Raw genomic sequence first — 20,742 nt, 5'->3', positions numbered from 1 at the left:
GACAACCACGAAGAGTAGTTTCGCCGGGCTTCCCCCGCCACCACCGGACCGGCCGCGAAGAGGGGAAACCCGGGTGACCACGACTCCGTACGCATCGTCGCCGTTCAGCTATGTCTCCGAGCCGCCCGCCGCCCCCAACGCGATCGCGGAGCTGATGCCGGGGGTCCGCAACCTGCTGCGGCACGTCCAGCTCCGGCCGGACGACCGGGTCCTGATCCTGACCGAGCACACCGCCGACCCGGTCGTGATCCAGGCCGTCGCCGCCGGCGCCGCCTACGAGGGCGCGGACGTGCGCATCCTGTCGGTGCCGCCGTTCAGCCCCGGCGGGTGGGACGCCGAGCCCTCGCTGCAGGTCGAGGTGGCCGCGGTCGGCCAGGCCGACGTGGTCGTCAGCGCCACCTGGTGGGCCGAGGTGCACACCGCGCCGCTCTTCTTCGACCAGGTCATGGCCATGCCCGTGCGCTTCGCGTCGCTGCACATGGCCGCCACCGCGGGGGCGTTCCTCACCGGGGCCCGGTTCCCCAACGAGCTCTTCTACGCGCTCAAGCAGCGCGCGCTGAGCCGACTCACCGAGGCGGCGACGATCCGGGTGACCTCCGCCTCGGGCACGGACCTGACCATGTCGGGGCTCACCTTCGCCCCCGACGGCGGCCCGATCCAGACGGGCACCTGGCAGCCCTTCCCGTACGGCGGCGCCAACTTCTGGCCGACCCACACCGAGGGCGTGCTCGTCGTCGAGGACTCCACCTTCACCGGGGTCCCGGACGAGCCCGTACGGGTGACGCTGCGGGACAACCGGGTCAGCGCGATCGAGGGCGGGGCGGCGGCCGAGCAGATCCGCCGCCGCGCGCCGGGCGGCTACTACATGCGGCACGCGCTCATCGGCCTCAACCCGAAGGTCCGGATCGCCGGCGGCACCCAGTTCGAGCGCGAGAAGCACGCTGGCGCGTTCTACTGCGGGCTCGACGCCCTGACCGGCGGCGTGGCGGAGACCACCGCTCCGGGGTTCGCGCACTGCGACTGCCAGATCGACCGGCCGACGGTCCACCTCGACGGCGAGCTGTTCGTGGACCGGGGACGCCTGCTCCTCCTCGACGATCCGGACCTGCGGGAGGTCGCCGCCCGGTTCGGCCCGCCGGACGTGCTCCTCGACGACAACCCGCTGCTGATCCTGCCCGCCCGCTACGCGGGTGGCCGGCCGGCGCCGGAGTCGAGGCCGCTCACGCCCGCCTGATCCAGGGGGCCGGCGAGGATGCTGATGCCCAGCATGCGGGCGCCGGTCTCGGTGCGCGGGCGGTGCGTGCTGCCCGGCGCGAACACCACGTAGCTGCCCGGCCCGAGCCGCCGGCCCCGGTCGACGAACTCTCCCGAGATCACGTAGTAGCGTTCCTCGCTCTCGTGGACGTCGACCTCGGGCCACTCGGCGCCGGGGGCGAAGTCGTACATCCAGCCGCGGGCCCAGGCGGTCGCCGGGAGCCGCCGCCGGATGATGCCGGGGACGACCTCGACGGGTTCGACCTCGTCGACGTTCAGGACCTGCATGTCAGGGGCGTCGTGCGTCATGTCCCCATCGTGGTGAAGGCAACCGCCTAGGGGCCAGTGTCACGATTGTCTCCTACAGGTATTTTCTTGCCATGCGAATGCATCGGGTGGTGGCGCTGGTCCTGCCGCCGCAGTCCACGTTCGAGCTGGCGTGCGCGGCGGAGGTGTTCGGCCTGTCGCGCCCCGGCCTGCCGGGACGATACGCGTTCACCGTGTGCGCCGAACGGCCCGGGGCCGTGCCGACCCTGGCGGGCTACGACATGGTCGTCGGCCAGGACCTGTCGGCACTCGGCGCGGCGGACACGGTGGTGGTCCCGGGCTGGCACCGCCACCGGGAGGCCGCCCCGCCCGCCGTGCTCGACGCGCTGCGCGGCGCGCACCGGCGTGGCGCCCGGATCGTAGCGATCTGCTCGGGCGCCTTCCTCCTGGCCGAGGCCGGGCTGCTGGACCACCGCAGGGCGACCACGCACTGGAGGCTCGCCGGCGCGCTCGCCGCCCGCTTCCCCGACGTGCGGGTCGAGCCCGACACGCTCTACGTCGACCTGGGCGACGTCGCCACCAGCGCCGGCACCGCGGCGGGCATCGACCTGTGCCTGCACCTGGCGCGGGCCGACCACGGCGCCGCCTACGCGACGCACGTCGCCCGGCACATGGTCATGCCCCCGCACCGCGAAGGCGGGCAGCTCCAGTACAGCACCGTGCCGCCCGCCGCTCCCCCGTCGCAGTCGCTGGCCCCCGTCCTCGACTGGGCCGCCGAACGCCTGCACGAGCCCCTCACCCTCGACGACCTGGCCGGACAGGCCGGGATCGCGCCCCGGACGCTGGCCCGCAGGTTCGCCGGCCAGCTCGGCGTCAGCCCCGGCCGCTGGCTGCTCCAGCAGCGCGTCACGGCCGCCCGGACGCTGCTGGAGGAGACCGACCTGCCCGTGGAGACGATCGCCGCCCGCGTCGGCCTCTCCTCGGCCGCCAACCTCCGCAGGCGCTTCCACGCCCTGGTCCGCACCACCCCGGCCGCCTACCGGCGCTCCTTCCGCGGGCTCTGACGTGCGCGGATGTGATAATTCGGGTTATGGACGTGCGGAGCAGGAACAACGTCCGGGTCATCGGACCGCAGGACGGGCGGGTCGTCATGCTCGCCCACGGATTCGGCTGCGACCAGAATCTGTGGCGGCTGGTCGCGCCCGTCCTCGCCCAGGAGTTCCGGGTGGTGCTGTTCGACTACGTGGGCTCCGGCCGCTCCGACCTGTCCGCCTGGAGCGAGGAGCGGTACGCCACCCTCGACGGTTACGCCGCCGACGTGCTCGACATCTGCCGCGATCTCGACCTGCGCGACCTGGTGTTCGTCGGCCACTCGGTCAGCGCCATGGTCGGCGTGATGAGCGCGGCGCGCGAGCCCGGCCGGTTCGCGGGCCTGGTGCTGCTCGTCCCCTCGCCCCGCTACGTCGACGACGAGGGCTACCGGGGCGGGTTCAGCGCCGAGGACATCGACGAGCTGCTCGCCTCCCTGGAGGCCAACTACCTGGGCTGGTCGGCCACGATGGCGCCGCTGATCATGGGCAACCCGGACCGGCCGGAGCTGGGGGAAGAGCTGACCAACAGCTTCTGCCGCACCGACCCGAACATCGCCCGGACGTTCGCGCGCGCCACCTTCCTCAGCGACAGCCGCGCCGACCTCGCCGGCGTCCGGGTGCCGACGCTCATCCTGGACTGCGCCGAGGACCTGATCGCCCCGCGCGAGGTGGGCGCGTACGTGCACCGGGCGATCACCGGCAGCCGGATCGTCACGCTGTCGGCCACCGGGCACTGCCCCCAGCTCAGCGCCCCCGACGCCACGGCCGCCGCCATCGCCGCCTTCGCCCGTGAAAGCGTGTGACGCGGTGTGACGGAGATGGACCGACCTGCGGAACCGGAGTTCGCGGCGCTGCTGGAGGACAGCCCCGTGGACCTGTACGAGAACGCGCCCTGCGGCTACGTGTCCACGCTGATGGACGGCCGGATCGTCAAGATCAACCAAACGCTGCTGACGTGGCTCGGCCGCGCCCGTGACGAGGTCGTCGGCCGGATGCGCTTCGCCGACCTGCTCACCGTCGGCGGCAAGCTCTACCACGAGACCCATTTCGCCCCGCTGCTGCGCATGCAGGGGGAGATCGGCGGCATCGCGCTGGAGCTCAGGACCGCGGGCGGGGAGCGGCTGCCGGTCCTGGTGACCTCCAAGGTCAGGGCGGGCCCCGACGGCAGGCCGTTGCTGATCCGCAGCACCGTCTTCGACGGGGGCGACCGGCGCGCGTACGAGATCGAGCTGTTGCGCGCCCGCGAGGAGGCCGAGACCGCCCGCGCCCTCGCCGACCGGGCGCGCGAGGCCGCCCAGGCCGAGCGGCGGCGGCTGCAGGACGTGCTCGCCACGCTCCGGCGCAGCCTGGTGCCGCCGGCGCTGCCGGACGTGCCGGGGCTGGAGGCCGTCGCCCACTACCACACGGCCTCGCCCGACGACCTGGGCGGCGACTTCTACGACCTCTACCCGCTGGGGGACGGGCGCTGGGGGTTCTTCCTCGGCGACGTGAGCGGTCACGGCCCCGGCGCCGCGGCCGTCGCGTCGCTGGCCCGCTACACGCTGCGGGCCTCCGCCATGCACGACCCCGACCCCACGAGCCTCCTGGCCATCCTCAACACCGCCATGTACGACCGCCAGGTCGACGAGGAGACGTACTACTGCACGGTCATCGCGGGCGTGCTCACGCGCACCGGCGACGGGTTCGCGGTGACGTTCGCGGGCGGCGGTCACCCGTCGCCGATCCTGCTGCGTGCCGGGGGCGGGGCCGACTACCTGCCGACGACCGGCGGCGTGCTCATCGGCCTGCTGCCCGAGGCGCCCTCGGTCACCGTGCACGCCGAGCTCCGGCCCGGCGACACGCTGCTGTTCTACACCGACGGGCTGATCGAGGCGCGCACCGCCGACGGCTCCGGCGACGACGGCCGCTACGGCGACCAGGCCCTGCTCGCCTTCGCCGGGCGCATCGCCCCGGCCACGCCCGCCGCCGCGATCGCCGCGATGAGCGGGCTGCTGGAAGAGCTGGGCGAGGGCGTCGACGACGACACCGCGCTGCTGGCCCTGGGCGTGGCGCCGGACCGGGACGCGCCTACTCGCGCTTGACGGCGAGCAGGGAGAGCAGGATCTCGCGCTTCTCGCGCAGCAGCCGCAGCCCTTCCGCGGCGGTCGCGTGGACGTCGGCCGCGCTCGCCCGCTCGCCCCCCAGCAGGGCCGTCACCGTCGCGGCCATGACGGCGTCGGCGTCGGCGACCGTGATGCCGCCCGGGGCGCCCCCGCTGGTGGCCGAGTCCAGGAACCCGGCCATGACCGCCCGCAGCGCGTACGCCTGCGCGTCCAGCGCCCAGTCGGCGCGGGCCAGGCGGTGCTCGCGCCACACCGGCAGCACCGTGTACATCAGCGCGGCCGGGCCCACGTGGACGAGCAGCTCCTTGGTGCGCGGATGCCCGGCCAGCACGCCGAGCAGGTCGCCGTCGTTCGCCTGGAGGGCCCGCATGAACGGGCGTTCGACAGCGTTGCGGATCAGGCGGGGGCAGAACCGCTGCGGCCGGGCCAGGTCCGGATCGGCGCTCAGGGCCGCGATGTCGGCCTCCAGCACCTCCAGGAACTCCCGGGCGAACAGGTCGATGAGCAGGTCTTCCTTGGTCGCCCAGTACAGGTACGCGGTGCCCTTGCCGACGTGCGCCTTCTCCGCGATCTCGGCCACGGTCACGCCCTTGACGCCGCGCCGGAGCACCAGGTCCCGGGTGACGGCCAGGATCCGGGCGGCCTTGTCCGGGGCCTTGTCCGAGTCGTGGTCCGCCGGGCGTTTCATCGTTCGCTCCCGTTGCCGCTGCCGAAGGGGTGTGCGAACGATTGTGCCGTGCCGGCACGCGCTCGCACGCCATCGGCGTCACACCCGCGCGGGTCGTGGCCCGGCGAAGGGCTGCCGGACGAGGCCGGGGTGGGCGAAGTCCGTCTCCTTCGTCCGGGCGGCCTTGCCCCTGGACTGCCACAGGACGAACAGCGAGGAGGTCACCGGCAGCTTGCTCGCCCGCAGCATCACGCGGCGCAGCGCCAGCTCGTACCGGGTGGCGGGGACGAACAGGCTGCGCATCTGCATCCCGTTGCCCTGGAAGTACTCGATCGTGGGACGCAGCCGCCGTTCCCAGCGGGTCAGCGCCTCGGTGACGCTGCCGGGGTGGCGGGCCAGCATGGTGCCCAGCAGGTCGGCCCCGGCCATCCCGGCCGACGCCCCCATCCCCGCGTACAGGCTCACGCACCAGGCCGCGTCGCCGACGAGCACCACCCGGCCGCGGTGCCAGCGGTCCATGCGCACCTGCTCGACCGAGTCGAACAGCACCTGATCGGCCGACTCCAGCCTGTCGAGGGCCGCCCCCAGCGCGGGGCCGGCGGGCTCCGGGCCGAACGCCGCGCGTACGCGCTCGGCGACCGTCGAGGTGAACTCGGCGTCCACGTCGTCGGTACGGTAGCTCAGCAGCACCATCGGCGGCCGGTGCCGGAACGGGAAGATCCACATGGATCGCCCCGGCTCGGTCAGGACCACGGAGTCGCCCTGGCCGAACCCCGGGAGCGGGCCGGTCAGCTGGAAGGCGACGGCCATGTAGTTCATCCGGCGCAGGTACGCCTCGGGCGGCCCGAACACCAGCCGGCGCACGGTGGAGCGCAGCCCGTCCGCGCCGACGACCAGGTCGAAGCGCTCGACGGTCGAGGTGTCCGTGACGGTGTCGGTCAGCGTCACGTCCACCCCGCCGGCGTCCTGCTCGATCCGCGCCGGGACGGTGGAGTAGCGGATCTCCACGTCCGGCGGCAGCGCGGCGAACGCGGCCTCCTCCACGTCGCCGCGCGTCATCACCCACGGCCGGCCGGGGAAGTCCTTGAAGCTCAGCCCGGGCCGCCGCCTGCCGGAGCGGTCGATGTCGTAGCTGGCGCCGTCGGCGCCGCGATCGGTCATCGCGTCCAGGACGCCCAGGCGGCCGGCGGCGGCCCGGCCCGCGCCGAACAGCGCGATGAAGTGCCCGCCCTGCCGCCTTTCCCGGGCGCGCTCGACGATGACCGGCTTCCAGCCGATCTGCCGCAGCCGCAGCGCGGTCGCGATCCCGCTGATGCCCAGCCCGACGACCAGGACCCGGCGATCTTGCTTCGTGATGTCCATGATTCCACGGTACGACCGACTGACCATTTCGCTCATTCGGTCAGAACGTGATGTGCGACACTCCCCACCGGTGCCGCGAAGCCCGCGCCGTCAGGCGCTCTGGCGCTCGGCCCGCTGCCGGATCAGCTCCTCGACCGCGCTCGGCAGGGTCGTCTCGAAGTCGATCAGCTTCACCCAGGTCGGGGTCACCACGATCCGGACCATCCGGTCGTAGAGCGCCCGCACCTCGGCCTCCCACTCGACCCGCTGCTCGGGCGTCATCTCGTACGAGCCGTTGATCTGCAGGTACTCGTCCGGGATGCCGTCGACCACCTCCAGCTCGGCCCGGCCCCGGATGAGCAGGATCTTGGGCGGGTGCACCTCGGTGTCGATGGTCAGCGCGACCATCGGGTTGGCGCGCAGGGCCGGAAGCTTCGGGGCGTTCGTCGCGGTGCAGAGGACGATCTCCGAGCCGTTCCAGACGAACGCGATCGGGACGTTGCGCGGCGTGCCGTCCTTGGCCACGTACGCCAGCCGGGTCACGTCGCGTGCCAGCAGCTCCTGGCTGATGGGCCGGTTCAGGATCTCGGTGATCTCGTTCGCTCGCATGGCGGTTCCTCCGGTGTCGTCGTCGTCACTTCACTCCAGGGACGGAGCCGGCGCCGGGTTCTCGACATCCGGCCACGAAAAATCTCCGGCGGGCCGATACCGGCGCATTCAGGGAGATGCCCGCCCCCGCCGATCGCGATCGACTGGTGTCATGACAGGCAGAATCGTGATGGCGGCGATGCTGGTCGTCGCCGCGTTCGTCGCCACGCCCCAGGCAGCGGCGGCGTCCGGATCGGCGTGCACCTGGCGGATGCAGGCCCTCCCGGCGCCCGCGGGCTCGACGCAGCACCAGGTCCAGGCCACCGACCACCACGGCGGCTACTCCGGCAGCGCCTACTTCCCCGACTCCGGCTGGCACATCATCTCCTGGAAGAACGGCCAGGTCATCGACTACGGGTCGTCCGGCCACGGCGCCGACCGGGTCGTGGCCCAGAACGGCGACGGCACCATCGCGGGACTGTCCGTGACGGGCCTGTGGCAGGCCTCGGCGATCTCCTTCCGCATCCGCGACGGCCGGCGGGAGCGGCTGACCCCGCTGCCCGGCGCGGAGCTGAACAGCCGGGCCTTCGGGATCACCGGCAACGGCGACGTGTACGGCCGCGCCGTGGTCTGGGAGGGCAGGACCATGACCCACGTGGTGGTGCGCTGGCCGTACGACCGGCCCGGCGTCGTCGAGGAGGTGACGGGCCTGCCCGAGGACATGAGGGTGGTCGGCGTGGACCGCGACGGCACCCTGCTGATGGAGCGCAGCTCGGCCGATCCGTGGCCGCACCTGTGGCGTGACGGCCGGCTCATCCGCCTGTCGGAGCCGCCGGACCTGCAGTTCGGGTACGCCCTGGCGATCTCCGACGGGCTCGTGGCCGGATCGCTCCGGGTGGGCTCCGAGCCGAACCGCCCGGCGTACTGGGACCGGGACGGGCAGCCGCACCTGATGCCCGAGGGCGCGCGGGCCGAGCAGATCAACAGGAACGGGCTCGTCGTCAGCGCGCTGACGGCCACGCCGTACCAGGTCTGGCGGTTCGGGACGCCGGTGGGCGAGCTGCCCGGCGCGGCCTCCGTCACGACGGTCGGGGACGACGACACCATCGGCGGCGCGACGACCGGCCCGAACCACCTGCCGGCCGCGGCCGTCTGGCGCTGCTCCTGAGATTCGCCCAGGCAAAGTGCTCACTCGTTGAGCACTTTGCCTGGAAGCATGGATCTCACAAGCCGCCGAACGGACGTCCTCACGGGACGGAAGGGCTGAGCACGATGACCGACACCGCCCCGACGCTGAACGCCCTGATCCTGGACGACGCCGACGCCTGGCGGGCCTGGCTCGCCGAGCACCACGACAGCGCCCGCGACGTCTGGCTGCTGATCGCCAAGAAGAACAGCCGCGCCAGGACCGTCACCCTCGACGAGGCGCTGGACGAGGCGCTGTGCCACGGCTGGATCGACAGCCACCGCCGGGCCTACGACGGCGACTACTACCTGCAGCGCTACTCGCCGCGCGCCCGCCGGAGCCCGTGGTCCCGCATCAACGTCGCGAAGGCCGAGGCGCTGACGGCCGCCGGCCGGATGCGCCCGGCGGGCCGCGCCGCGATCGAGGCCGCCAAGGCCACCGGCCGCTGGCCCAACTAGCGGGGCTATACATCGAGTGTATAGCCCTGAGGTATAGTCGCTCGGCATGAGTCAGATGATCGACCGCCAGACCCGGGCCACCCCCCGCGCGACGCGCCGGCCCTGGCGGCTCACCGCTGCCGCCGGGCTCGTCCTCGCCATCACCGCCACCGGTCTCGGAGTCGGCCCGGCCGCCCCCGCCTTCGCCCTAACCGGCCCCGCCTTCACCGGCAGCGCCGCGAGCGCCGCCGAGCCGCACCTGCCCGCGCCCACCGGCTCCCTGCCGGTCGGCACCACGTCCCTGCACCTCAAGGACACCTCGCGCGCCGACCCCTGGGTCCCCAGCGCCAAGGCCCGCGAGCTCATGGTCTCGCTGTGGTACCCGGCCAAGGCGCCGGGCCGCCATCGCGCGCAGTACATGACGCCCAAGGAGTCCGAACTGCTCCTCAAGGACGGGGGCCTCACCAGCATCCCCGCCGACACGCTGAGCAAGGTGCGCACCAACGCCTTCACCGACGCCCGCCCCGCGGGACGCGCCCGCAGCCTGCCCCTCGTCGTGCTGTCCCCCGGGCACAGCAAGCCCAGGTCCGAGCTGACGGCCCTGGCCGAGGACCTGGCCAGCCGGGGGTACATGGTGGCAGCCATCGACCACACGTACGAGAACGTCGCCCAGACCTTCCCCGACGGGCGGGTCACCACCTGCGTCACCTGCGAGATGAAGAAGGACCCGACCGTCTGGCAGAAGCTGGAGAAGGGACGGGCCGCCGACGTCTCCTTCGTCCTCGACGAACTGACCGGGGCGCGCCCGAAGTGGAAGGGGGCGCGCCTGATCGACACCGCCAGGATCGCCATGTCCGGCCAGTCCGCAGGCGGCGCGAGCGCACTCGCGGCCCTGGCCGCCGACCGCCGGCTGCGCGCCGGCATCGACGTCGACGGCAGCGTGGAGACCGTGCTCCCCAAGGATGGGCTGTCCCGGCCGTTCCTCCTGCTGGGCAAGCCCGCCACGTTCACGCCCGGACAGCCCGGCTCCGCCGCGAGCTGGGAGCGCGTCTGGGCGGGGCTGCACGGCTGGAAGCGCTGGCTGCTCGTGACCGGGGCCGCCCACACGTCCTTCACCGACCTCGGCGTGCTGGCGGACCAGATCGGGTTCGACGACGGCTCCGACATCTCCGGCGTCCGTGCCCTGGCCATCACCCGTCAGTACGTGGCGGCCTTCTTCGACCAGCACCTGCGCAAGAAGCCGCAGCCCTTGCTGGACAAGCCCTCGGCGAGCTACCCCGAGGTCACGTTCTGCACCCCGGAGAAGAAGACCTGCGCCTAACCCCGGCGACAGCCGAACGTCCCCGCACGAGAACCCCGCGCGGCGACCATCCCCCGTCCCCGAAGTCTCGGTGTGCACGTCGAAGTAGACCGGGTGTTCCAGGAGGCTGACGACGTAGGTGCCCATCCACGGGAGGTCGTCGGGCTGTGGGAGGGCCGCGTCAGAAGGTGGCGATCGGGTTGACCGGGCTGCCGGAGGTGCCGGCGAAGCGGACCGGGGCGACGGCGAGGTGGAAGTCCCACTGGCCGAGTTCGGCGGCCGTGGCCGCGCACGCCTCCAGGTCGCAGTTGTCGAGCATCCACAGCCCCATCGCGACCAGGCTCACGGCGTGGACCGGCATCAGCACGTCGTCGTACCCCGACGGCTGCACGTCCTGGGGGGTGTCGGCGCCGATCAGCGCGACCTGCCGTTCGTGCAGCCACGGCAGGCTGGCGGCGTGCCATCCGGCCTGCGTGAAGCCGCCGGCCGCGCCGCTCTCGTGGCGGAAGCGGCCGTAGCCGGTCCGCAGGAGCACCGCGTCGCCGGCTCGTACGCGCACGCCCTGGCGACGCTCGGCCGCCTCGAGGTCGTCGGGGAAGACGCCCTGGCCGGGTTCGAGCCAGGGCACGTCGCGGACGGCGGCGACGTCCAGCAGGACGCCGCGGGTGACGATCCCGTTCGCCGCCGCGGTGACGGACGCCCACGCCGATCCGGTCGCGGCGTCGACCAGCGCGTGCGGGCGCCCGTTGTACATCGTGCCGTCCCAGAGGATGTGGCACGGCGAGTCGATGTGGGTGATGGTGTTGCCGTGGAACATGAGGCCGAGCCGCTCGGTGGAGAAGCCCCAGCGCCGGTCGTTGCGGAATCCGGGCGCCGGCATGTTCTCGGCGCCCGGCATGTCGGCGGCGCACGGGCACGCGGTCGTCGCCCGCTCCATGTCCTCGGGCACGGCGACGTCCCATGCGCATGACACGCTCCTGCCGTGGCGCACGGCCCGGGCCGCCGCCAGCCGGACGTCGTCGGTGATGTGGTTCAGGGTGCCGAGCTCGTCGTCGTCGCCCCACCGGCCCCAGTTCGACAGCGTGTCGAAGTAGCCGAGCACGTCGTCCTGTGTGGGCATCGGTCGCTCTGCCGTCATCCCGGCAGGCTATCCCGCCCGTCCTCCCGAGTCCCGGTGATCGGCACATGAAGCGACCCGTGTGAAAGGAATCCGGGGCATCGGGTGATAAACGATGACCATTGATGCATCGGAAGGCAGCACATGACGGCGGAGGCCATCCTGACCCCTGTGCCCTGGGCGGCCCGCGCGCGAGGGGCGCTCGACGCTGAACGGTTCGAGGAGGTGTTCGGCACGTACTACGGGGAGATCCACACGTACGTCGCCCAGCGGCTCGGCCAGGACCACGCCGAGGACATCGTCGCGGAGACGTTCTTCACCGCGTACCGCAAGCGCGCGCAGTACGACCCGGACCGCGCGAGCGTCCGGGCCTGGCTGTACGGCATCGCCACGAACCTCATCGGCAAGCACCGCCGCCTGGAGGCCCGCACCCTGCGCGCCCTGGGCCGGCTCGGTCCCGAGGCCGACTCCCCGGGGCACGAGGACTCCGTGGCCGTCCGCGTCAGCGCCCAGAGCCTGCGCCCGGAGCTGGCCGCCGCCCTGGCCGAGCTGGCTCTGCGTGACCGCGACGCGCTGCTGCTGGTCGCCCTGGCCGGGCTGAGCCACGAGGAGGTCGCCAACGCGCTCGGCATCCCGTACGGCACCGTCGGTTCCCGCCTGAACCGGGCGAGAAAGAAGCTGCGGGCCCGGCTGGGCGGGGTGGCCGACCGTGGATGACCTCGTACGCGATCTGTACGGCGAGCCTCGCCCGGACCCGCAGGCCCAGGCCAGGGTGTGGCGGCAGCTGGCGGCCCGGCGCAGGCGCAGGCGGCTGCCGTGGCTGGCGGTCCCGGTCGTGGCGGCGGCGCTCGCGCTGTTCCTGATCGTCCCCGGCGCGCCCGAGCAGCCGCTGCCCGGCCGGTCGATCCTGCTCGCGGCGGCCACCACGGCGGCGTCCACGTCGGCGGAGGGCACGTACTGGCACGTCAGGAAGCTGCGCGACGGCACGAAGGAGACCGAGCTCTGGGCGACCAGGGACGGCCGGGCGTGGATCTCCGAGGACGGCCGGGTGACCCGGGTCGAGGGCGGGTCGCCGTTCAGCATGGCGGGGCGGGCCATGACGTACGCGCAGATCCGGGACCTGCCGGCCGACCCGGCGGCGCTGCGGGAGCGGGTGGCCGCGATGCTGCCGGACGCGGGGCTGCTCGCCGACGCGCTCGGCGGGCTGCTCTGGACCAAGCCGTCGCCGCCGCAGGTCCGCGCCGCCGCCTACCGCGCGCTCGCCGACCTGCCCGGCGTCCGCTACCTGGGCGAGCGTGCGGACGCGCGCGGGCGTCGCGGTGCGGCGTTCTCCTTCGGGCTGCCGTCGGGCGCCCGGCGCACGCTGATCATCGACCCGGCCACCTCGCAGGTGCTGTCGAGCACGGACGACCGGGCGGGACGTTCCGAGATCGTCCTGGTGGCCGGCTGGACGGACCAAGGCCCCCGCTGACTCATCCCCGCGCGGCGCGTGGCTGCCGCGTGCCCGAAATCAGGAGCCATGACGTGTTCTGGCATGCCCGCACGACCTCAGGCAAGGCCATCTGCCTGAGCGACCAGTTCCCGCTGAGCAACGTGGAGGAGGTGATGCTCGGGCGCGTCACGTTCGCCGGGCAGCCGCCGGTCGACCTCGGCGCGGTCGTCGACTGGACGGCGAACCCGCACGGCAACCGCTCCTGGGCGCTGAACCTGCACGCGTTGCGCTGGGCGGGCCGCCTGGTCGCCGAGTACGAGCGTTCGGGGGAAGCGGCGTACCTGCGACGGGCCACCGACCTGGCCGGGCAGTGGGCGCGGGCGAACCCGCGCGGCGGCCGCGGCGTCAGCCCGTGGGCCTGGGCCGAGCACCCGGTGGCGTTGCGCGCCCCGGTGCTCGTCTGCCTGAGCGAGCACGTCCGGGCCCGGTGGCTCCTGGACTGCCTGGCCGAGCACGGCGAGGTCCTGGCCGATCCGGCGCTCTACCGCGCGGGCCACAACCACGGCCTCGACCAGGACATCGCGCTCCTGGTCGTCGGCTGCCGCCTCGGCCGGGTGAAGTGGCGGGACCTCGCCATACACAGGATGACCGTCTCCGCCGAGCTCGCCGTCGACGACCAGGGCGCGCTGCACGAGCAGGCTCCCCGCTACGGCCTGTACGTGCACCGGCGGCTCGGCGTGGCGCTGCGGGCCATCAGGGAGAGCGGCGCCGAACCGCCCCCGCGGCTGGTGGCCAGGAGGTCCGCGCTGGAGGCGTACGTGGCCCACGCCACCCAGCCCGACGGCCGCCTCGTCCCCATCGGGGACAGCCCGGCCGACGCCCGCGCGACCGGGTTCGCGCAGGAGGGGCCGGTGGTGCGGGTGTTCGACGCCGGGTACGTCTTCGGCCGCACGGCCTGGAACGATCCAGACTCGGCCTACTACTCGATCCGGTTCGGGCCGGGACGCGCGTTGCACGGGCACGAGGACCACCTCGGCGTCACCTACAGCGCCCAGGGGCGCCGGATCCTGGTGGAGGCCGGTTTCCACTCCTACGAGCGGACTCCGTACGTGGACTGGACGCGCTCGCCGGAGGCGCACAACGTGCCCGTCGTCACCGGTGTCTTCCGGCCGGGCACACGCACCCGCCTGCTGGAGTCGTCGATCGGGCCCGCCCGCCAGTGCTTCGAGCTGTCCGACGACGCCTACGGGGTGCCCAGGACCAGGCGGGTCCTGGTCAGCCACGCGCCGGACCTGCTGGCCGTGCACGACAGCGTGCCCGCCGGGTCCCTGCGCAGCCTGTGGCACTTCGATCCCGCGCTCACGGTCGTCTCCCGGACCGGCGGCGCGGTGGTGCTGGGCGACGGGGACTGGCGGGTGACGCTCCTGCAGTTCCCCGCCGATGGCCTGCGGCTGCGCCCCGGTACGGTCTCGCCCGGCTACCTGCGCACCGCCGGGACCGTCACCGTGGAGTCGGCGGAGGCGTCCGACGTCCTGACCCTGATCGTGCCGGGCACCGCCGCCCCCGAAGTCGCGATCGCGGGCTCCGAGCTGACCGTCGGGACGCCCGGCGGCCCGGTCACGATCGACGGCGGGAGGGCGATTCAACGAATCGGAGGGTGAGGCCGTCTACGTGGTGAAGGACCACGGAAAGGCGAACCCAAAGTGGAAGACGACTCGCGTTTCGTCGAGTTTGTCACTGAGCGTGCCGACGCGCTGCTGCGTTACGGCTACGCGCTGAGCGGCAACGCGCACGACGCGGCCGACCTGACGCAGGAGGCCCTCGTCAGGCTGCACCGGGCCTGGTCACGGGTGCGCAAGAAGGACGACCCGGAGAGCTACACCAAAATGATCATGGCCCGGCTGCACATCAGCGTCTGGCGGCGCCGGCGCCGCGAGCACCTCACGTGGGCCGTGCCGGAGATCCCGCTGGAGGACGCGCTGCCGTACGAGGGCGACCAGGAGCTGTGGCAGGCGCTCTGCGGCCTGCCGCGCAAGCAGCGCACCGTGCTCGTCCTGCGCTTCTACGAGCAGCTCACCGACGCCGAGATCGCCGCGCTCCTGGGGATCTCCCAGGGAACCGTGCGCAGCCATGCCTCACTCGGGCTGAGCAGGCTCCGCACCGCCATGCCGCACCTCATGCCCGCCCGGAGGAGGACGCCCCGATGAGCGACGACGCGACGAGAACAGCGTACGAACGTGAGCTCGCCCAGGTCATCGGGGGTGCCGCGCGGCGCGCCCCCCGCGCGCCGGGCGGATACGCCGCCCAGGTCCTGACCCGCTCCCGCCGCCGCAGGGCCCGGACCCAGGCCATCCTCGCGGCCGTCGCCGTGGTGGTCGTCGCGGGAGGAGGCGGGATCGGCCTGAGGGAGGCGCTGGGCGCCGATCCACCGGTCGCGGCCGGGCCTGCCCGCGAGGCGACGCCGTCGCCGGCCATGACGCTGCCCGCCATGCCCGCTGTTCCCGACCCCGTCGCCCAGGTGTGGCCGGAGGCGGTGCACACCATCCCGGCCAAGCTTCCCGACGGTCGCAGAGGCAGGCCGCTGACCCTGCTCGACGAGCACACGGTCCTGCTGGAGACGTGGGAGAGCTTCGAGAAGGCCGACGCCGTCCACACCTACGACCTGCGGACCGGCCGGACGCGGAAGGTGACCGACATCCGCACGCCGAAGGGCGTGTTCGCCTCGGGGTTCGCGGTGGGCGAAGGGAAGCTCGTGTGGCAGACGATCGACAAGATGCGGACGAGCTTCTGGTCCGTGCCGCTGTCGGGCGGCAAGCCCACCGCCGTCAAGACCGACACCCCGGTCGAGGGACGCGGCGACAAGCTCGTCGTGACCGGCGGGAAGATCGCCTTCTCCCTCCACGAGGGCGGCGTCTTCACCCTCCCGCTGGAGGGCGGCGCCGTGACGCCCGTCGAGGGCGCCGGACGCCACCACATCCTGAAGTGGCCCTGGGTCGGCACGCCGGGAGCGTACACACCGGACAACGAGCCCAGTTTCGAGCGGATCCTCAACGTCGAAACCGGGCAGACCAGCCAGGCGCTCGTCCGCCCGGGCGAAGAGGACATCCGTTGCGGCGTGACGGCCTGCGTCGGCCGCGGCCCCGGCAGGAAGCCCTTCTACCGCCTCCGGGACGGCTCGGGGGAACGCGCTCTTCCGGACTCCACGCCGGGCCTGGCCCATGACCGGTTCATGACCGCCCAGGTGCGGCCCGGGGTGCAGGCGCTGCTCGACCTCACCACCGGCCGGTCCGGCGACCTCGGTGTGCGCCCGGACGCCGAGGGGCGGCAGGTCTCCGTCCAACCGGGGCTCGACCCCTACGACCGGCTGATCGCGTACGAGCTGAAGAACGAGTACGTGCTCATCGACCTCGCCCGGATCCGCTGAATCGCCCGGCGGCGGGCGGGCGGCCCCTGGGGGTCAGGTCGGCGCGGGTGAGGGCGGCGCCTTCGCCCGCGCGATGCGCGCCTTCACGTCGCGGAAGTGCAGCCGCATCGCCTCCCGGGCGGCCTCGGCGTCCCGCGCCCGGAGCGCCGTCACGATCCGGCGGTGGTTGACGACGATCTCCTCGGTCCGCTCCTCCGGCGGGCCGAGCGTCGGCTCGACCTCGTGGTAGACGTCCCAGAACAGGCCGATCAGCTGCAGCACCAGCTCGTTGCCGCTCGACTCGTACAGCAGCGCGTGGAAGGCCCGATCGGCCTCCCGGTCGCGGTCCATGCCGTTCACCAGGGCGTCCAGCGCGGCGAGCCGGGCGGCGCTGGCGGTGCGGGCCACCTGGCCGATCAGCCCCGTCTCCAGCAGCTCGCGGACCTCGACCAGATCGCGCAGCGCGTCGATCCCGCCGCCCGGCCCCGAGCGCACCTGGAAGGCGAGCGACGGCGTCAGCACGTCGAGCGACGCGTGCCCGACGAACGTCCCGTGGCCGTGCCGGATCTCGACGATGCCCAGGGCCCGCAGCGCCCGTACGGCCTCGCGGACGCTGTTGCGGCTCGCGCCGAGCAGCTCCATCAGCTGCACCTCGGTCGGCATCGGCGATCCGGGGGCCAGCCCGCGTTCGTGGATCAGGGCGACGATGCGCTCCTGAAGCGACGCGCCGTCACGCGCAGGCATGCTGCCTCCAGGCTCGGAAGACGTTGTGGTCGAACATCCCACCTCTCGGTCCCGGACGGCCAGGCGGTACGGAAAGTTTACGACGACTGCACGGCCTGGCCACCGGGTGAGCCTCGGTCGTTCACCACCCGCGCAGGACATGGGATGTCCTGCGCGGGGCGATGACTCGCTTTCTCAGTTCACGTGGTCGAACGGCAGCCGCAGCCCGAGCCGGCCGCCGATCGGCAGGTTCCGCTCGCGGATCAGGTCCAGCTCCGTGCCGCTGAGGGCGCGGCGGTAGACCCGCAGCTCGTCCAGCGTCCCGCGGAAGCGGTCCGCGCCGTCCATCCGCTGGCCGACGTGGATTCCGCCGATCCCGAACTCCTTGCCGAGAGTCAGCGACCCGGCCGGCGCCGCCGCCGCCGAGACCTGCACGCCGTCCACCATGAGCCGCAGCTCGCCGCCCGCCCGCTGGAGCGCCACGAAGTGCCACTGCCCGTCGTTGTACGCGCTCGGCGACTGGACGGTCACGTCGTACCGGTCGACGGAGAGCACCGCCCGGATGCGGTTGCTGGCGGGCTCGGCCCGCAGCCACAGCCCCGGCGGGTTGGTGCCCCGGTCCACCCGGTGGAACCAGAGGATCGCGTGCGAGCCGGTCTTCTCCGTGTAGCGGACCCAGGTGGTCAGCGTGAAGTCCTTGCCGCCCAGGTCGATGGAGTCGTCGAAGGCCACCTCCACCCGGTCGTCCACCCGGTCCAGGGCCAGCCCGCCGCCGAAGCGCCCGTCGGCGGGCTGTGCGCCGCCCCGGACGTACGCCGCGTTGCGGTGCGGCGAGGTGTCCGGCGTCGTCGGGCCGGGCTCGGGCGGGCCGGGGATGCCGGGCGGGGTGCCGTTCGGCGTCTCCAGGTACGCCTCGTTGAACCGCGCGAACCGGATCTGCTCGTACGGCGAGACGCTGCCCGCCTCGTACATCAGGGCCGCCTCGTCACCGTCCAGCCGCACCATGTCCGAGTACGCCGACGGTCCCCAGTGGAAGACCTTGCCCTCGTCCCACGTCTCGAAGCTGCGGGCCTCGTCGTAGGACGACTTGATGCCCATCGCCTCCCGGGCACCCGGGTGCATCGGCGAGGAGAAGAGGATGCGCTCGTCGTCGAAGCGCAGCAGCGACCCCTGGACGTCGGTCGTCGCCAGCGCCGGCACGGTGCGGAACGGCGCGTCCCACGTCCTGCCGCCGTCGCTGCTGGTCGCGTACGCCCGGCTGCCCTCGTCGGTGCCGCGCTCGCGGGCCGAGGCGTAGATCCGCCCGTCGGTGAGCTCGACGACGGTGACCTCCTGGGCGATGACCGTGCCGTCGTCGCGGGCCGTCTCGGCGCCGATGTTCCAGGTCACCCCGCTGTCGTCGCTGTAGAGCAGGTGGGTGCCGTAGACGTGCTTGCCGACGCGGTCCCAGCTCTCGAAGCTGGCCCCGACGACCAGCCGGCCGGCGTGCGGGCCGGAGGTGAGCTGGATGCCGTGCATCGGGCCGGTGGCGTACCAGAAGTTCCACTCCGGGCGCTTGCCCTCGGTCATCTCCCTGGCGGCCGACCAGGTGGCCCCGTGGTCGTCGCTGAACTGGACCCACGGGTCGCGGTCACAGCCGTTCGGGCACGGCTCGGCGCCGTTGCGGGTGCTCACGAGCACGACCCGGCCGGTGCGCCCGTCGACGATCGGCACCGGGTTGCCGTGGGTCGTGCCGTTGCCCTCCGAGATCACCTGGATCGGCCCCCAGGTCCGGCCGCCGTCGGCGGAACGGCGCAGCACGAGGTCGATGTCCTCGTCGTCGCCGCAGTCCTTCACCCGCCCCTCGGCGAACGCCAGGACCATGCCGTTCGCCGCCCGCACCACGGCGGGGATCCGGAAGCAGCTGTAGCCGGAGTCGCCCCGGTTGTAGATCACCTGCTCGTCCACGAACGGCGCGCTGTCGCCGGTCGCGGCGGCCGGCGCGGCGAACGCGCCGACGAGTAAGCCTGCGAGCGCCATCACGGCGCCCGCCCGGCGCCGCAGGAAGCGCCCGGTACGGCTCTCCGGGGGATAGCCATCGTGCATGTCTTCGCCCTTCTGGCTGGAGTAGCTGGGGGAGAAGACATCCTACGTCCAACGTCGGATGTCACAACAGATGGTGAACGTAGAATGTCCGCCAGAAACGGGCCGAGTCTCCGGGCGCCGGCACGGCGCCCGCGGGCGCTACCGGAGCCGGTCGCGGCGGCGGCTCAGCGCCGCGGTCTCGGCGGTGTTGCCCGCCAGCTCGATGGCCCTGTCGTACGCCGCGCGCGACTCCCGGCCCCGGCCCAGCCGTCGCAGCAGGTCGGCGCGGGTCGCGTGGTAGGCGTGGTAGCCGGCCAGCTCGGGCTCAAGACGGTTGACGGCCGCCAGCGCCACCTCCGGGCCGTCGAGCTCGGCGACCGCGATGGCCCGGTTGAGGGCGACGACCGGCGAGGGGTCGAGGCGGACGAGCTGGTCGTACAGGGCGACGACCTGCGACCAGTCGGTGTCGCGCACGTCCCTGGCGGAGGTGTGCACGGCGTTGATCGCCGCGAGGATCTGGTAGCGGCCCGGAGCCGCCCCGGCGGCGGCAGCGGCGAGGCGCTCGCGCACCAGCTGATGGCCCTCGGCGATCAGCGCCGCGTCCCAGGCCCCCCGGTCCTGCTCGTCGAGAGCGACCAGCTCGCCGCCCGCCGAGACCCGGGCGGTGCGGCGGGCCTCGGTGAGGAGCATCAGCGCCAGCAGCCCGGCCACCTCGCCGTCCTCCGGCATGAAGGTGCGGAGCAGGCGGCCGAGCCGGATCGCCTCGGCGGTCAGGTCGGGGCGTACGGGATCGGTGTCGGGGCCGGTCGCCAGGTAGCCCTCGTTGAAGACGAGGAAGAGGACGGCGAGCACGCCGGAGACGCGTGCCGGAAGGTCCTCGGCGGACGGCACCCGGTAGGGGATGCGAGCCGCCTTGATCTTGGCCTTGGCTCGGGTGATCCGCTGCCCCATCGCGGTCTCCCGCACCAGGAAGGCACGGGCGATCTGGGCGACGGTCAGGCCGCCGACCAGGCGCAGCGTCAGCGCCACGCGGGACTCCATCGCGAGCGCCGGATGACAGCAGGTGAAGATCAGCCGGAGCCGGTCGTCGTCGATCGCTCCGAGAGGCTCGGCCGGGTCGTCGTCGTACAACAGCTGGGCCTCCTTCTGCTTGTCCGCGCGCTTGCTCTCGCGCCGGACCCGGTCGATGGCCTTGCGGCCGGCCGTGGTGGCCAGCCAGGCGCCAGGGCTGGGAGGCACGCCGTCGGCCGGCCACCGCTCGACAGCGGCCGCGAACGCCTCCGCCGCCGCCTCCTCGGCGACATCGAGGTCCCCGAACCGCCTGGCCAGCGCGGCCACCACGCGCGACCACTCCTCGTGGTGGGCCCGGATGATCGCCTCACGGACGTCGGCCACGGTCACCCGCCCAGGAACGGCCGTACCTCGACCTTCCGGTTGCACGCCTTGGACCCCTCGGCGGCGAGCTTGAGCGCCACGTCGAGGTCGGGAGCCCTGATGATCCAGAGACCGGCGAGGTACTCCTTCGACTCCAGGAAGGGCCCGTCGGTGAGCATCGCCTCCCCGCCCCGGTTGTCGATCACGGTGGCCGTGCCGGGCGAGGCCAGGCCGCCGGCGAACACCCAGTGGCCCTCGGCCACCAGCCGGTCGTTGAACGCGTTGATGGCGGACATCTCCTCCGGCGTGGCCGAGGCGGTCCTGTCGTCGATCACGGAAACCAGGTACTGCATGTCAGGTCATCTCCTGCGTGACGGTCGGTCGTACGAGGGGCGG

General features: G+C 73.1%; 21 protein-coding genes. 12 read left to right on the top strand and 9 right to left on the bottom strand.

Going from position 1 to position 20,742, the window contains the following annotated elements; genetic code table 11:
- The first annotated feature begins 73 nt into the window (after window positions 1–73).
- A complete protein-coding gene (locus tag AB0J53_RS19980) occupies window positions 74–1,234 on the top strand; it encodes a hypothetical protein (RefSeq protein ID WP_364174149.1) in 1,161 nt (386 codons plus the stop codon).
- On the opposite strand, the gene AB0J53_RS19975 is transcribed toward AB0J53_RS19980, so the two are convergent.
- On the bottom strand, window positions 1,183–1,563 hold the full coding sequence (locus AB0J53_RS19975; RefSeq protein ID WP_364174146.1) for a cupin domain-containing protein: 381 nt from the start codon (window positions 1,561–1,563) through the stop codon (window positions 1,183–1,185). The genes AB0J53_RS19980 and AB0J53_RS19975 overlap by 52 nt on opposite strands.
- 71 nt (window positions 1,564–1,634) lie before the next feature.
- Here AB0J53_RS19975 and AB0J53_RS19970 point away from each other — a divergent pair, with 71 nt between their 5' ends.
- From AB0J53_RS19970 to AB0J53_RS19960, 3 genes are read left to right on the top strand one after another with little or no spacing between them, the layout of a single operon-like run.
- Window positions 1,635–2,585, top strand: a complete 951-nt coding sequence (locus AB0J53_RS19970) for a helix-turn-helix domain-containing protein (RefSeq protein ID WP_364174143.1) — start codon at window positions 1,635–1,637, stop codon at window positions 2,583–2,585.
- Between the two features lie 26 nt (window positions 2,586–2,611).
- Window positions 2,612–3,415 (top strand): alpha/beta hydrolase, encoded by an 804-nt coding sequence (locus AB0J53_RS19965; RefSeq protein WP_364174141.1) that lies wholly within the window; start codon window positions 2,612–2,614, stop codon window positions 3,413–3,415.
- 15 nt (window positions 3,416–3,430) lie between these two features.
- Window positions 3,431–4,693, top strand: coding sequence for a SpoIIE family protein phosphatase (locus AB0J53_RS19960; protein WP_364174138.1), 1,263 nt, complete (start codon window positions 3,431–3,433; stop codon window positions 4,691–4,693).
- Here the strand turns inward: AB0J53_RS19960 and AB0J53_RS19955 are convergent.
- From AB0J53_RS19955 to AB0J53_RS19945, 3 genes are all read right to left on the bottom strand, one after another.
- Window positions 4,680–5,402 (bottom strand): helix-turn-helix domain-containing protein, encoded by a 723-nt coding sequence (locus tag AB0J53_RS19955; RefSeq protein WP_364174135.1) that lies wholly within the window; start codon window positions 5,400–5,402, stop codon window positions 4,680–4,682. The two genes, AB0J53_RS19960 and AB0J53_RS19955, sit on opposite strands and share 14 nt — an antisense overlap.
- A 78-nt stretch (window positions 5,403–5,480) precedes the next feature.
- Window positions 5,481–6,743 carry an FAD-dependent monooxygenase gene (locus AB0J53_RS19950; protein ID WP_364174132.1) on the bottom strand — a complete coding sequence of 421 codons (1,263 nt, stop codon included), beginning with the start codon at window positions 6,741–6,743 and terminating at the stop codon, window positions 5,481–5,483.
- Window positions 6,744–6,833: 90 nt separating this feature from the next.
- Window positions 6,834–7,331, bottom strand: a complete 498-nt coding sequence (locus AB0J53_RS19945; RefSeq protein ID WP_364174129.1) for a pyridoxamine 5'-phosphate oxidase family protein — start codon at window positions 7,329–7,331, stop codon at window positions 6,834–6,836.
- A gap of 151 nt (window positions 7,332–7,482) precedes the next feature.
- Between AB0J53_RS19945 and AB0J53_RS19940 the strand changes: the two genes are divergently transcribed.
- The 3 genes from AB0J53_RS19940 (at window position 7,483) to AB0J53_RS19930 (ending at window position 10,254) form a co-directional block, all read left to right on the top strand.
- Window positions 7,483–8,478: a hypothetical protein gene (locus AB0J53_RS19940; RefSeq protein ID WP_364174126.1), complete on the top strand. Its 996-nt coding sequence runs from the start codon at window positions 7,483–7,485 to the stop codon at window positions 8,476–8,478.
- Window positions 8,479–8,582: 104 nt separating this feature from the next.
- Window positions 8,583–8,954: a hypothetical protein gene (locus AB0J53_RS19935; RefSeq protein ID WP_364174123.1), complete on the top strand. Its 372-nt coding sequence runs from the start codon at window positions 8,583–8,585 to the stop codon at window positions 8,952–8,954.
- A 46-nt stretch (window positions 8,955–9,000) separates the two neighbouring features.
- Window positions 9,001–10,254, top strand: a complete 1,254-nt coding sequence (locus AB0J53_RS19930; protein WP_364174121.1) for an alpha/beta hydrolase — start codon at window positions 9,001–9,003, stop codon at window positions 10,252–10,254.
- 160 nt (window positions 10,255–10,414) lie between these two features.
- On the opposite strand, the gene AB0J53_RS19925 is transcribed toward AB0J53_RS19930, so the two are convergent.
- Window positions 10,415–11,371 carry a cyclase family protein gene (locus AB0J53_RS19925; protein WP_364174118.1) on the bottom strand — a complete coding sequence of 319 codons (957 nt, stop codon included), beginning with the start codon at window positions 11,369–11,371 and terminating at the stop codon, window positions 10,415–10,417.
- A 123-nt stretch (window positions 11,372–11,494) separates the two neighbouring features.
- Between AB0J53_RS19925 and AB0J53_RS19920 the strand changes: the two genes are divergently transcribed.
- From AB0J53_RS19920 to AB0J53_RS19900, 5 genes are read left to right on the top strand one after another with little or no spacing between them, the layout of a single operon-like run.
- Window positions 11,495–12,067: an RNA polymerase sigma factor gene (locus AB0J53_RS19920; protein ID WP_219502770.1), complete on the top strand. Its 573-nt coding sequence runs from the start codon at window positions 11,495–11,497 to the stop codon at window positions 12,065–12,067.
- On the top strand, window positions 12,060–12,821 hold the full coding sequence (locus tag AB0J53_RS19915) for a CU044_5270 family protein (RefSeq protein ID WP_364174115.1): 762 nt from the start codon (window positions 12,060–12,062) through the stop codon (window positions 12,819–12,821). Before AB0J53_RS19920 ends, AB0J53_RS19915 begins: the two co-directional genes overlap by 8 nt.
- A 53-nt stretch (window positions 12,822–12,874) precedes the next feature.
- Window positions 12,875–14,443, top strand: coding sequence for a heparinase II/III family protein (locus AB0J53_RS19910; protein WP_364174112.1), 1,569 nt, complete (start codon window positions 12,875–12,877; stop codon window positions 14,441–14,443).
- A gap of 42 nt (window positions 14,444–14,485) precedes the next feature.
- The gene (locus tag AB0J53_RS19905) at window positions 14,486–14,989 is read left to right on the top strand and encodes a SigE family RNA polymerase sigma factor (RefSeq protein ID WP_364174110.1); all 504 of its coding nucleotides are present in this window, start codon (window positions 14,486–14,488) and stop codon (window positions 14,987–14,989) included.
- Window positions 14,986–16,206 carry a hypothetical protein gene (locus AB0J53_RS19900; protein WP_364174107.1) on the top strand — a complete coding sequence of 407 codons (1,221 nt, stop codon included), beginning with the start codon at window positions 14,986–14,988 and terminating at the stop codon, window positions 16,204–16,206. The genes AB0J53_RS19905 and AB0J53_RS19900 overlap by 4 nt, the downstream gene beginning before the upstream one ends.
- A gap of 33 nt (window positions 16,207–16,239) precedes the next feature.
- Here AB0J53_RS19900 and AB0J53_RS19895 read toward each other — a convergent pair whose 3' ends face one another.
- From AB0J53_RS19895 to AB0J53_RS19880, 4 genes are all read right to left on the bottom strand, one after another.
- Window positions 16,240–16,929, bottom strand: a complete 690-nt coding sequence (locus AB0J53_RS19895; protein WP_219502776.1) for an FCD domain-containing protein — start codon at window positions 16,927–16,929, stop codon at window positions 16,240–16,242.
- A gap of 174 nt (window positions 16,930–17,103) precedes the next feature.
- Window positions 17,104–18,993, bottom strand: a complete 1,890-nt coding sequence (locus AB0J53_RS19890; protein WP_364174104.1) for a sialidase family protein — start codon at window positions 18,991–18,993, stop codon at window positions 17,104–17,106.
- A 138-nt stretch (window positions 18,994–19,131) separates the two neighbouring features.
- Window positions 19,132–20,373, bottom strand: a complete 1,242-nt coding sequence (locus AB0J53_RS19885; protein ID WP_364174101.1) for a DUF6596 domain-containing protein — start codon at window positions 20,371–20,373, stop codon at window positions 19,132–19,134.
- Window positions 20,370–20,699 (bottom strand): YciI family protein, encoded by a 330-nt coding sequence (locus tag AB0J53_RS19880; RefSeq protein ID WP_364174098.1) that lies wholly within the window; start codon window positions 20,697–20,699, stop codon window positions 20,370–20,372. The genes AB0J53_RS19885 and AB0J53_RS19880 overlap by 4 nt, the downstream gene beginning before the upstream one ends.
- Between the last annotated feature and the right edge of the window lie 43 nt (window positions 20,700–20,742).

It is taken from the genome of Nonomuraea sp. NPDC049725 (assembly GCF_040674795.1).
Lineage (GTDB): Bacteria > Actinomycetota > Actinomycetes > Streptosporangiales > Streptosporangiaceae > Nonomuraea > Nonomuraea ceibae.
The sequence above is the reverse complement of the archived record's forward strand: the minus strand, read 5'-3'. Positions and strand labels throughout refer to the sequence as shown.

What these genes read in the sequence shown, in the direction of transcription:
- AB0J53_RS19975 (WP_364174146.1), bottom strand. Translation starts at nt 1,563, where the DNA reads ATGACGCACGACGCCCCTGACATGCAGGTCCTGAACGTCGACGAGGTC.
- AB0J53_RS19970 (WP_364174143.1), top strand. Translation starts at nt 1,635, where the DNA reads ATGCGAATGCATCGGGTGGTGGCGCTGGTCCTGCCGCCGCAGTCCACG.
- AB0J53_RS19965 (WP_364174141.1), top strand. Translation starts at nt 2,612, where the DNA reads ATGGACGTGCGGAGCAGGAACAACGTCCGGGTCATCGGACCGCAGGAC.
- AB0J53_RS19960 (WP_364174138.1), top strand. Translation starts at nt 3,431, where the DNA reads ATGGACCGACCTGCGGAACCGGAGTTCGCGGCGCTGCTGGAGGACAGC.
- AB0J53_RS19955 (WP_364174135.1), bottom strand. Translation starts at nt 5,402, where the DNA reads ATGAAACGCCCGGCGGACCACGACTCGGACAAGGCCCCGGACAAGGCC.
- AB0J53_RS19950 (WP_364174132.1), bottom strand. Translation starts at nt 6,743, where the DNA reads ATGGACATCACGAAGCAAGATCGCCGGGTCCTGGTCGTCGGGCTGGGC.
- AB0J53_RS19945 (WP_364174129.1), bottom strand. Translation starts at nt 7,331, where the DNA reads ATGCGAGCGAACGAGATCACCGAGATCCTGAACCGGCCCATCAGCCAG.
- AB0J53_RS19940 (WP_364174126.1), top strand. Translation starts at nt 7,483, where the DNA reads ATGACAGGCAGAATCGTGATGGCGGCGATGCTGGTCGTCGCCGCGTTC.
- AB0J53_RS19935 (WP_364174123.1), top strand. Translation starts at nt 8,583, where the DNA reads ATGACCGACACCGCCCCGACGCTGAACGCCCTGATCCTGGACGACGCC.
- AB0J53_RS19930 (WP_364174121.1), top strand. Translation starts at nt 9,001, where the DNA reads ATGAGTCAGATGATCGACCGCCAGACCCGGGCCACCCCCCGCGCGACG.
- AB0J53_RS19925 (WP_364174118.1), bottom strand. Translation starts at nt 11,371, where the DNA reads ATGACGGCAGAGCGACCGATGCCCACACAGGACGACGTGCTCGGCTAC.
- AB0J53_RS19920 (WP_219502770.1), top strand. Translation starts at nt 11,495, where the DNA reads ATGACGGCGGAGGCCATCCTGACCCCTGTGCCCTGGGCGGCCCGCGCG.
- AB0J53_RS19900 (WP_364174107.1), top strand. Translation starts at nt 14,986, where the DNA reads ATGAGCGACGACGCGACGAGAACAGCGTACGAACGTGAGCTCGCCCAG.
- AB0J53_RS19895 (WP_219502776.1), bottom strand. Translation starts at nt 16,929, where the DNA reads ATGCCTGCGCGTGACGGCGCGTCGCTTCAGGAGCGCATCGTCGCCCTG.
- AB0J53_RS19890 (WP_364174104.1), bottom strand. Translation starts at nt 18,993, where the DNA reads ATGCACGATGGCTATCCCCCGGAGAGCCGTACCGGGCGCTTCCTGCGG.
- AB0J53_RS19880 (WP_364174098.1), bottom strand. Translation starts at nt 20,699, where the DNA reads ATGCAGTACCTGGTTTCCGTGATCGACGACAGGACCGCCTCGGCCACG.